This window comes from Nocardia iowensis (assembly GCF_019222765.1).
GTDB lineage: Bacteria > Actinomycetota > Actinomycetes > Mycobacteriales > Mycobacteriaceae > Nocardia > Nocardia iowensis.
This window is the reverse complement of sequence record NZ_CP078145.1, coordinates 923734-936174: the sequence shown is the minus strand read 5'-3', so window position 1 is coordinate 936174 and position 12441 is coordinate 923734. Positions and strand designations below refer to the sequence as shown.

1 pseudogene is annotated in these 12441 nt (G+C 68.2%); it reads right to left on the bottom strand.

Features of this window, described 5'->3' with window-relative positions:
- Nucleotides 1-128: 128 nt before the first annotated feature.
- A pseudogene (locus KV110_RS04320) lies at nt 129-12380 on the bottom strand (amino acid adenylation domain-containing protein); the annotation flags it as partial.
- Nucleotides 12381-12441 lie beyond the last annotated feature (61 nt).

The window sequence follows — 12441 nt, the reverse complement described above, 5'->3', positions numbered from 1 at the left end:
GGCCCACGCCGAACACAGCCTCGGCGATCCCCTAGGGCAGGACCGCGACCGGACCGCGCGAAACGTGCGCCGGAAACGATTATTCCCTGCCGACGCGCGATTGGTTACCTCACGTCGGCAGGGCATCCTCAGCTCAACCGATCGAGCAGAACGGCCAGCTCAGAGCCGATGTCGGCCAACGCCTTCTGCGCGGTCATCTGCGCGTGCGTCACCTCGATCGGCCGGTCGACCACCGCGCCCGTCACATACGGAGCCCAGTCGGTCGCAGTGGCGCGAAGCACATCCGTGGGATCCGCCACGGCCGCGCTGAAGTACTCCAGCGCACCGTGGAACACCCCTGGACGGTGCTCGGCGATGAGTTCGGCCGAGCGGACCGCGCTGCGATAGATCCGGCGCAGCCGCTCCGGGGTCAGCGCGACCAGTTCCGGCGGGATCATCGCGTGCAGCGCGGCCAGCGCCTGGTCGCTCAGGTCGTAGATGTCGTCCTCGGGCCCGATCAGCTCACCGCCGAGTCCGAGTTCGGCCAGCGCACCGCGCACCGCCGCGCGGAAGCCAGCGACGTCGGGGTTCGGGTGGCTGTCCATCATGGCCAGCAGCTCGACCTGCTCGCCGTCGGCCTGCAGTTCGGTCGCGATGGCGTGGGCGAGCACGCCGCCGAGCGACCAGCCGAGCAGCCGGTACGGGCCGTGCGGTTGCACGGTCCTGATCTCGGTGACGTAGCGGTGCGCCAGCTCGGCGATCGAGTTCGGCAGCTCGCCGTCCTCGGCAAGAGCGGGCGACTGGACGCCGAAGATCGGCTGCTCGGCGGGCAGGAACTGGGTCAGGCCCGCGTAGCTCCAGGCGAGGCCGTACATCGGGTGCAGGCAGAACAGCGGTGCCGCGGTGCCGCCGGGGCGGATCGGCAGCAGGACGTTCATGGCGGCGTCGGTCTCCCCCGTCGGCTGCGTGCCGATCCGCGCGGCGAGTCCGGCCACCGTGGCGTCGGTGAAGAACCACTGCACGCTGACCGTGGCGCCGGTGGCCTCGCGTAGTCGGCCCACCGCCTGCGCCGCGAGCAGCGAGTTTCCGCCGAGCACGAAGAAGTCGTCGTCGAGGCCCACTGTCTGCGCGCCGAGCAGATCGGCGAATACCTCGGCCACTGCCTGCTCCACTGGCGTGCTGGGCGCACGGAAGGTGACCGTACTGGTGAATTCCGGTGCGGGCAGGGCCTTTCGGTCCAGTTTGCCGTTGGGTGTGAGCGGGAGCGCGTCGAGGACGACGACGGCGTCCGGCACCATGTAGCCGGTAAGGAACTGGGCGGCCTGGGAACGAACGGTCACCGGATCAATTCCGGCAGCGCTCTCGGCCACCACGTAGCCGACCAGCCGATCGCCGTGCGCGTCCGAACGAACCAGGGCCACGGCCTGATTGACGCCGTCGCAGCGCAGTAGCGCCGCTTCGATCTCGCCGAGTTCGATGCGGAAACCGCGCAGCTGCACCTGTTGGTCACTGCGACCGGCGTATTCGAGCAGCGCCTTGTCGCCGGAGTCACGCCAGCGGCCGACATCGCCGGTGCGGTACATCCGTGAACCTGGCGCCCCGAAGGGATTCGCGACGAAACGGGTCGCGGTGAGGCCCGGCCTGCCGAGGTAGCCACGGGACAGTTGCGCGCCGACGACGTGGATCTCGCCCGGCACGTCGAGCGGGGTGGGGTGCAGCCGCTGGTCGAGCACGTAGGCGTCCAGCCCGGGGATCGCTCGCCCGATGACGCTGGCGGGATTGCGCCGATCCTGTTCTTCCAGCGGCAGGAACGACACGTGCACCGTGGTCTCGGTAATGCCGTACATATTCACCAGACGAGCTGCGGCACCGTGCCGTTCGTACCAGCGTTCGAGCTTGCGCAGGTCGAGGGCCTCGCCGCCGAACACCACGTAGCGCAGCGCCAGCGAGCCCGGCGCCGCGGACCGGTCCGCCTCCACCAATTGATAGAAGGCGGACGGAGTTTGGTTCAACACCGTAACGCGCTCGCGAATCAGCAACTCGCGGAACTGTTCCGGCGAACGCGAGGTCAGGTAGTCGACCACGACGACCGAGCCGCCGTGCGCCAAGCCGCACCACAGTTCCCACACCGAGAAGTCGAACGCGAACGAATGGAACAACGTCCACACATCGTGTTCGTCGAAGCGGAACAGGGTCTGGGTGTTCGCGAAGAGTTCGACGACATTGCGGTGCGCGACACCGACGCCCTTCGGCACGCCGGTCGAGCCGGACGTGTAGATGACGTAGGCCAGATTGTCCGGGTGCAGCGGCGCGAGCCGATCGGCATCGTGCACCGGGGCGTCGGCGAATGCCGCCGTCTCCTCGAACAAGACGACGGGCAGGTCACCGGTGGGCACCGCGGCCCGTTCGTCCGCCGTGGTCAGTACGCAGACCGGGGCGGCGTCGGCGAGCATGAATTCCAGCCGCTGCGCCGGGTACGCGGAGTCGATCGGCAGGTAGGCGGCGCCGGTCGCGAGCACGCCCAGCAGAGCGACCGGCAGGTCCTCGGTACGTGGCACCGCAACGGCCACCAGCGATTCCGGGCCTGCACCCTGCGCGATCAGTGCTCGTGCCACCTGATTGGCCCGGCGCTGCAGTTCACGGAAGGTGAGCGTGCGATCGGCGAATCGGATCGCGACCGCGTCCGGGCGGCGCCACACCTGATCGGCGATCAGGCCGGGGAGCGTCGCACCGGGTACCCAGGCGCCGAGTGAGTTCCATTCGTGCAGGACAAGTTCGCGTTCGCCGGCGGCGAGCACGTCGATATCGCCGACGACCGCCGAGGCATCGGCTGCGACGGCCGCCAGGATGCGACGGAAGCGATCGGCGAAGTTCTGCACGGTTGCGGCGTCGAACAGATCGGTCGCGTAAGTGAGAACCGCCGAAATGCCTTGGGTGTCCGGTTGTTCGGCGACGGTGAGCTGTAGATCGAACTTGGCGGGCTGGATCTGCGGATCGATGCCGGACACGGTGAGACCGGGTAGCTCGAGCGAGGTCTCGGCCAGGTTCTGGAAGACCAGCATCACCTGGAAGAGCGGATGCCGCGCCGCCGAGCGGACCGGATCCAGCAGTTCCACCAGGCGCTCGAACGGCAGGTCGGCGTGGCCGAATGCCGCGACATCGGTGTCTCGTACGTCGGCGAGCAGCGCGTCGAAGGTGGCGCCGGGTTCGATCTCGTTGCGCAGCACCAGTGTGTTGACGAACATGCCGATCATGTCGTCCAGTTCGGCCTCGCCACGACCGGCCACCGGGGTGCCGATGGCGATGTCGGTGGTGCCGGACAGTCGCGCGAGCAGCACCGCGAGTGCGGCGTGCACCACCATGAACAGCGTCGAATTGTGCTGCTGGGCAACGCGGTCGAGCGCGGCGTGCAAGTCCGCGTCGATCTCGAAGTCCAGCGTCGCGCCCTGGTAGGAGGCCACCGCGGGGCGCGGCCGATCCGCGGGCAGTGCCAGTTCGTCCGGCAGCGCGGCCAGCGCGGTGCGCCAGTACTCGGCCTGCTGGGAGATCAGGCTCGTCGGGTCGTCCTCCGAGCCGAGCACGTCGCGCTGCCAGATGCTGTAGTCCGCGTATTGGACCGGGAGCGGCGCCCATGCGGGTGCTTCGCCGCCGGTGCGAGCGGCGTAGGCCAGCACCAGGTCTCGGGTCAGCGGGCCCATCGACCAGCCGTCGGCGCTGATGTGATGGGCCACGAAGACCAGGACGTGCTCGGTGTCGGCGACCTGGAACAGCTTGGCGCGGAACGGCACCTCGGTGGTGACGTCGAAACCCGTGGCGACAACGCGGTATACCGCGTCGGCCACGTCCGCCGCATCGATCCGCGCGGGCGCGAGATCGACCGGCACGTGTGCGGCGATGGACTGCACGGGACCGTGCTGTGTCTGCGGGTAGGTGGTGCGCAGGATCTCGTGGCGGGCCACCAGATCGGTCACCGCCGCTTGCAGTGCGGCGGTATCGAGATCGCCCGTGAGGCGGATGGCCGCGGGGATGTTGTAGACCGAGGACGTGGTGTCGAACTGGTTGAGGAACCACATGCGCTGCTGGGCGAGCGACAGTGGAATCTCATCCGGGCGCGGACCGGCGACAAGGGCCTTACGGCCGCCGGTGCCCGCATGCTGTTCGACCTTCACGGCCAGACCGGCCACAGTCGACGCCTCGAACAGGGTACGAACGGGGACACGCGAATCCAGCGCGGCACCGATCCGAGCCGCCACCTGAGTCGCCAGCAGCGAGTTACCACCGAGACCGAAGAAATCATCGTCGGCACCGACCCGCTCGACACCGAGCACCTCGGCGAACACCGACGCCACAATCTCCTCGATCGGGGTCGAGGGCGCACGGAACACCTGAGCCTCGAACTCCGGCTCCGGCAACGCCTTGCGATCCAACTTGCCATTCACATTGAGCGGCAACGCATCCAACACCACAAACGCCGACGGCACCATATACGACGGCAACGCAGCGCCCAGCGCCGACTTCACCTGCGCGACATCGACATCGGCATTCGTCGCGCAGACCAGGTAGGCGACAAGGCGGTCGCCGGTGCGCGGGTCCGACTTGGCGATGACCGCGGTCTGCGCGATCTCGGGCAACGCCAGCAGCGCGGCCTCGATCTCGCCGAGCTCGATACGGAAACCACGGATCTTGACCTGGAAGTCGGTACGACCCCGGTACTCCAACTCACCAGAAGCGTTCCACGCCACCAAATCACCAGTGCGATACATCCGCGCACCAGCCCGGAACGGATTGGCCACAAACCGATCCGCCGTCAAATCCGCACGACCGAAATAACCACGCGCCAACTGCGCACCGGCCAGATACAGCTCACCGGAGACACCCACCGGAACGGGACGGAGCCGTGCGTCCAGGACGAAGACCTGGCTGTTCCACTCCGGCGCGCCGATCGGCACCGATACCTGATCGTTTCGAGTGACCCGATGGCTGGTAATGGACACCGCGGCCTCGGTCGGGCCGTACAAGTTGAACAGCTCGACGCGCGAATAGTCGCGCTGGAAGCGCTGTGCCAATGCACCGGGCAGTGCCTCACCGATCGCCAGCACCCGCCACAGCGAGTTCGGGAAGTCACCGGCGGTGAGCGCATCGAGCATCGACGGGACCACATGCAGCGTGGTGACCCACTCGCGAGCCATCAACTCGTTGAGATACGCCGGATCCCGATGACCATCAGGCGCCGCGATCACCAAACGACCACCACACACCGCAGCCGACCAGAACTCCCACACCGACAAATCGAACGTCGCCGCCGTCTTCAACAAAACCGCATCAGCAGCATCGAGACCGAACTCGGTCACCTTCCACTGCAACTGATTCGCAATCGCCCCATGCGACACCGCCACACCCTTCGGGCGACCAGTCGAACCCGACGTGAAAATCACATACGCGGTATTCGCCGGACGCAGCGGCGCAACCCGATCAGCATCGGCGATCGGAGATTTGTCCAGCCCCTCGAGATCGAGCTCGTCCAACCGCACCACCGGCGCGACATCAGTATCGAACTCAGCGTTGGTCAGCACACACACCGGCGCAGCGGTTTCAAGGATGTAGCTGGTCCGCTCAGCACCCTGATCCGGATCCACCGGCACATACGCACCACCGGACTTCGCCACCGCATACATCGCCACAATCAGATCCACCGAGCGGCGGATAGCGAGCGCCACCCGCGACTCCGGACCCACACCCATCGAAATCAGATGCCGGGCAAGACGATTCACCCGAGCATCCAGCTCGCCGTAGGTGACCTTCTCGCGACCCTCCGGCAGGTCCATCACCAGCGCCACGGATCGCGGATCGGCCGCCACCGCGGCGTCCAACAGCGAGACCAATGTCGCCGACCGGTCGACCTGCTGCTCGGTACCGTTCCACCGCGCCAGCACATCCCGGCGCTCGGCCGCGTCGAGGACCTCGATATCACCGACCGGGATCGCGGCGTCCGCCACCACGGCGGCGAGGATCCGCGACAGCCGTTCGGCGAAGCCCTGCACCGTCGCGGCATCGAAAAGATCGGTGGCATAGGTGAAGAACCCGCTGATGCCCGTCGGCACGCCGGACTCGTCGTAGCCGTCGCCCACGATCAGATGCAGATCGAACTGCGACACCGCGAGATCAGCGTCCAGCCCCGCCACCGCGAGGCCTGGCAGTTCGAGCGCGGTGCGCGCGATGTTCTGGAACGACAACCCGACCTGGAACAGCGGGTGATGCGCCGTCGAGCGCGGCGGGTTGAGCACCTCCACCAACCGCTCGAACGGAATATCCGCGTGCGCGAACGCCTGTAGGTCGGATTCCCGCTGCCTGCCGAGCAATTCGATGAACGACTCACCCGGATCGAGCTGCGTCCGGAAGACCACGGTGTTGACGAACATGCCGATCAGGTCGTCGAGCTCACGTTCACCACGACCGGCCAGAGGGGTACCGATGGCGACATCCGTCGAACCGGACAACCTCGCCAGCAGCACCGCCAAAGCGGTGTGCACGACCATGAACAACGTCGCACCGTGCGCCCGACCGAGTTCCACCAGTCCGGCGTGTGTGGCCGCATCGATCTGTACGTCCACGCGCGCACCGGCCATCGAGGCGATCGCGGGCCGCGGCCGATCCGTCGGCAACTCCAGCAGGTCCGGCAGGTCGGCCAGGTGCGATCGCCAGAAGCTGATCTGCTGTGCGGCAATGGATTCCGGATCGGCCTCGTCGCCGAGCACCGCACGCTGCCACAGCGCGTAATCGGCGTACTGCACCCGCAGCGGTGCCCAACTCGGCGCTTCGCCCGCGGTCCTGGCGGCATAGGCGATCATGACGTCGCGCACCAGCGGCCCCATCGAGGACCCGTCGGCGGCGATGTGATGCACCACGACGGCAAGCACATACGTGTCCGGCGCGCCGTCGATCTGAAGCAGCGCCACTCGCACCGGAACCTCGGCGGTCACGTCGAACGAACTCGACGCCAGCGCGTACACCGCGCCCGCCACGTCTGCCTCGCTCAGCACCCGCGGCGTGACATCCAGTGCAACGCTGTTGGGCGGCAACACCACCTGGATCGGGCCGTCGGCGGTCTCCGGGTACACGGTGCGCAGCACCTCGTGCCGCGCCACCACATCGTGCAGCGCCGCGCCGAGGGCGGCCACATCCAGCGCACCGGTCAACCGCAACGCGAACGGCAGGTTGTAGGCGGCCGACCCGGCCGCCTCGTCGTCGGCCTGGTCGAAGCGGTTGAGGAACCACATCCGGCGCTGCGCCAACGACAGCGGCAACTCGTCCGGCCGCGCGATGCTGCCCAGCTCGACCCCGGGACGACCATGCACCTGCGAGTCGATCACCGCGGCGAGGCCGGCCACGGTGGGCGCCTCGAACAGCGTCCGCACCGGCACTCGTCCGCCGACAGCGGCACCGAGCCGGGCCACCACCTGGGTGGCGATCAGCGAGTTGCCACCGAGCGCGAAGAAGTCGTCATCGGCACCGACCCTGGTCAGCCCCAGCACTTCCCCGAACACACCCGCGACGATCTCCTCGATCGCCGTTGCGGGCGCACGGAATTCCCGTGCGGTGAACATCGGCTCCGGCAGCGCCTTGCGGTCCAGCTTGCCGCTGGGATTCAGCGGGAACTCGTCCAGCGCGACGATGGCGGCCGGCACCATGTAGGTGGGCAGCGATTCCGCGATGGCGGCCCGCAACTCCTGCGGATCGATCCGGTCGCCGGGCGACGCGACCGCGTAGGCGACCAGTTGATCACCGAGCGACGTCCGGCTGACCAGGGCGACGGCCTGGCTCACCGAAGGCTGTGCCAGCAGCGCGGTTTCGATCTCGCCGAGCTCGATGCGCTGGCCACGGAACTTCACCTGGAAGTCGGTGCGGCCGAGGTAGTCGAGCACCATCTCCTCGGCGGTGTCCGCGTCGGAAGGCTTGCGCCACACCACGAGATCACCCGTGCGGTACATGCGTTCACCGGTGCCGAACGGATTCGCCACGAAGCGATCCGCCGTCAGGTCCGGCCGCCGGACGTAGCCACGGGCCAGTTGGTCACCGGCCAGATACAGCTCGCCCGCCACCCCCTCGGGTACCGGGCGAAGTCGAGAATCGAGCACATAGACCCGGGTGTTCCACTGCGGCAACCCGATCGGCACCGAACGGGTATCCGAACCGTCGGCAGGCCAGTAGGTCACCGACACCGCGGCCTCGGTGGGGCCATACAGGTTGTGCACGTCCGCGTCGAGCACCGCGTGCACCGCGCTGACCGTTTCCGGCGGCAACGCCTCGCCGATCACGAAGATCTGTTCCAGCGTCGGGCAGGCGCCCTTGGCGGTGTGCGCGGCGAAGATCGTGAGCATCGACGGCACGAAGTCGGTGACCGTCACCGACTGCGCGGCAATGGTTTCCGCGACATAGGCCGGGTCACGATGACCGTCCGGTGTCGCGACGACCAACTTCGCACCCACCCGCAACGGCAGGAAGAAGCCCCACAGCGACACGTCGAACGTGGTCGCCGTCTTCTGCAGATAGACGTCGTCCTGATCGAGTGGGTACTCGGCGAGCATCCACTCGAGCTGATTGTTGATTGCCGCGTGGGAAACCGCGACGCCCTTGGGGCGGCCGGTGGAACCGGAAGTGAAGATGACGTACGCGGGATTCAGCGGCGACACCGGCCGGAGCAGTTCGTCCGCGCGGACCGGCGCACCGTCGAAGCGCGCCAGTTCGGCGGTATCGATAGCGACCGCGGCAACGCCGTCCGGCAACGCGGCCGCGTCGGCGGATGTGGTGACGACACAAACGGGCTGCGCGGTATCGAGAATGTGCGCGATCCGCTCGGCCGGATGATCCGGATCCAGCGGCACATAGGCACCACCGGCGGTCACGATCGCGTACATGCCGACGACCAGGTCGATGGACCGGCGTATCGCCAACCCCACCAGCGACTCCGCACCGACGCCCTGCGAAATGAGCAGCCGGGCAAGCTTGTTGACTCGGGTATCGAAATCCCGGTACGTGAGCTCGGCCCCCTCGTAGGCCAGCGCGACAGCATTCGGGTGGGCTGCCACGGCCTGCCGGTAGCCGCCGAGCAACAGCTCGGGGGCGATCCGTTGCCGGGTGTCATTCCACTCGAACAGGATTCGATCCCGCTCGACCAGCGACAGCAGATCGGCATCGCCCACCGCGCGGTCCGGATCGGCCGCGACCGCGCGAAGCAGCCGGCGTAGCCGGGCGGCGAAACTTTTGACCGTCGATTCGTCGAACAGGTCGGTGGCATAGGTGAACATGGCGGACAGGCCGGTGTTTTCACCCTCGTGCGGGGTAACTGTCAGCTGCAGATCGAACTTCGCCGCCGCGCCGTCGAGGTCAACTGCCGCCGCCGACAGCCCGGGTAGCTCCAGCGCGGGCTTGTCCATGTTCTGGAAGAACAGCGCCACCTGGAAGAGCGGATGATGCGCCTGCGAGCGCGCCGGGTCGAGTACCTCCACCAGCCGCTCGAACGGCAGCTCCACATGCGAAAATGCCGCGAGATCAACCTTTTTGGCAGACTCGACCAGCTCGCGGAACGACGCACCCGGTGCGCTCTCGGTGCGCAGCACGAGCATGTTGACGAACATGCCGATCAGCCCGTCCAGCTCCGCCTCGCCGCGGCCCGCGACCGGGGTACCGATGGCGATGTCGGCGGACCCCGACAGCCTGGCGAGCAGCGCCGCGAACGCCGCGTGCACGACCATGAAGAGTGAGGCACCCGTGTCCTGCGCGATCGCGTCGAGCCGGGCCCGGATCTGGGCGTCCACCTCGAAGGTGTAGACGCCACCGCGGCCGGAAGCCAGCGCGGGCCGTGGGCGATCGGTCGGCAGTTCGAGGCGACCGGGCAGGCCCGCCAGCGCGCCGCGCCAGTAATTGATCTGTTCGGCCGCCACCGATTTCGGGTCGTTCTCGTCCCCTAGCATCGCGCGCTGCCACAGGGCGTAGTCGGCGTATTGCACCGGCAACGGCGCCCAGTCGGGCGCGGCGCCCGTGCGTTCACCCTCCCCGGCGGCTCCGCCTCCTGCCATCCCCGTGCGCGCGAAATACGCGACCGTCAGGTCCCGCACCATCGGCGCCATCGAGGTGCCGTCCGCCGCGATGTGGTGCACGACCACCGCGAGAACGTAGTCGTCGCCACCCAGCTGGAACAGCGCCGTGCGCAGCGGCACCTCGGCCGCCACATCGAATCCGGCCAGCGCGAACTCGGCCAGCCTGCTCGGCAGCTCGGTCTCGGCGACCTCGGTCACCGACAGCTCCGGAACCGCCTGTGCCGCAGGCAATACCACCTGGTAGCCGGTGCCGTCCACGGCCGGGTAGACGGTCCGTAAGGTCTCGTGCCGCTCGACCAGGTCGGCGACCGCCGCCCGCAGAGCGGTCACGTCCAGCGCGCCGGACAACCGGATGGCGAACGGGATGTTGTTCGCCGCCGACGCCGTGTCGAACTGGTTCAGGAACCACATCCGCTGCTGCGCCAGCGACAGCGGAATGTGCTCGGGGCGCGGCATCCGCGCCAGCGCCTGCCGCCCACCGGAGCCCGCGAGCGGGGCCAGCCGCGCCGCCAAGCCGGCGACCGTCGGTGCCTCGAAGACCGCGCGCGCTGGCACCCTGGCCCCGATCTGCGCGCCGATCCTGGCCACCACCTTGGTGGCGATCAGCGAGTTGCCGCCGAGCTCGAAGAAGTCGTCGTCGGCGCCGATGGGGGCGCCGGAGTCCAGCAGCTCAGCGAAGGTATCCGCGACCAACTGCTCCCACTGCCCACTCGGCGCGCGGAATTCCTTGGTCTGCAACTGCGGCGCGGGCAGCGCGCGCCGATCCAGCTTGCCGACCGGCGTCAGCGGAATCTCGTCCAGCACGGTGATCGTGGTCGGCACCATGTGCGCGGGCAACCGGCGCTCGGCCAGCGCGATCAGCTCGTCGGTATCCACCGCGGCGCCGGGTGCGGCCAGCACGTAGGAGGCGAGAATCGTTGTCCCGCTGTCGAGCTGATGCCCGATGGTCACCGCGAAATCGACGCCGTCGTTGGCGGCCAGCACCGCGTCGATCTCGCCGAGCTCGATGCGGAAACCGCGCACCTTCACCTGGAAATCGTTGCGCCCCGCGTACTCCAGTCGCCCATCCGCCGCCCATTTGACCAGATCGCCGGTGCGATACAGCCGGGAACCGCTGGGGTCGAACGGGTTCGCCACAAAACGGGTGGCGGTCAATGCCGGTCGGTTGTGGTAGCCGCGGGCCACCTGCGCGCCCGCGATGTACAGCTCGCCGACGACGCCGTCCGGCACCGGCGAAAGCCGGTCGTCCAGCACGTACTCGGTGACGCCGCGGATCGGCCCACCGATGGTCAGTGGAGCGTCGAGCATCAGCGGCGCACCGATGTTCACCACGATCGTGGTCTCGGTCGGCCCATAGATATTGAACAGCTCACGAACCCCGGTGGAAACCGGAAGTATCCAGCGGCGCACCAGATCCGGCGGCCACGCCTCGCCGCCGACCGCCACTACCCCGAGGTCGTCGAGGCCGGCCGGATCGATCGAGGCCAGCGCGGCGGGGGTGATGAACGCGTGGGTCACCCGTTCCCGGCGTAGCAGCTCGGCGAGATCGTCGCCGCCGTACACCGTCGGCGCGACGACGACCATGGTGGCCGCGCCACCAAGGGCGAGCAGCAGCTCCAGCATCGACGCATCGAACGAAGGCGACGAAAAGTGCAGGGTCCGTGCGGCGCTCGTCACGCCGTAGTGGGCGCGCTGCTCCTCACAGAACCCGGCCAGGCCGGCCTGGGTGGCGACGACGCCCTTCGGTGTTCCGGTCGAACCCGAGGTGTAGATCACCCAGGCCGGATGTTCGGCGCGCAGCTGGCGCACGCGATCGGCATTGGTGACCGGCTCGGTCGAGTAGCGCTCGACCGCATGCACGCACGCATCGCTGTCGATGACCAGCCATTCGACCTGTCCCGGCAGCTGGGTGGCGGCCTGCGCGGTGGTCAGGCCGAAGACCGCGCCGGAGTCCTTCACCATGTGCTCGATGCGGTCGGCCGGATAGTTCGGGTCCACCGGCACGAACCCGGCGCCGGACTTGGCCACCGCCCAGACGGCGACCACGGACTCGATCGAGCGCGGAATGCCGATCGCGACGAGATCTTCCGGGCCGATGCCGCGATCGATCAGCAGCCGTGCCAGTCTGGTCGACCGCTCGTCGAGCTCGGCGTAGCTCAGGTGCGCCAATGTCGTCGTGGCGTCGGCATAGGTCAGGGCGACGCCGTCGGGATTGGCTTCGACGGCGGTCGCCATCAGCTGCGGCAGCGTGATGACCCGGGGACGCCGGGTCCGCGCCGGCCGGACACGAGCAGAACGCGTCATGCGTTCACCATCGCCAGGTTCTTGCTTCCCCGCCGCCGATCCGGCCGCACGTCCCCCACCA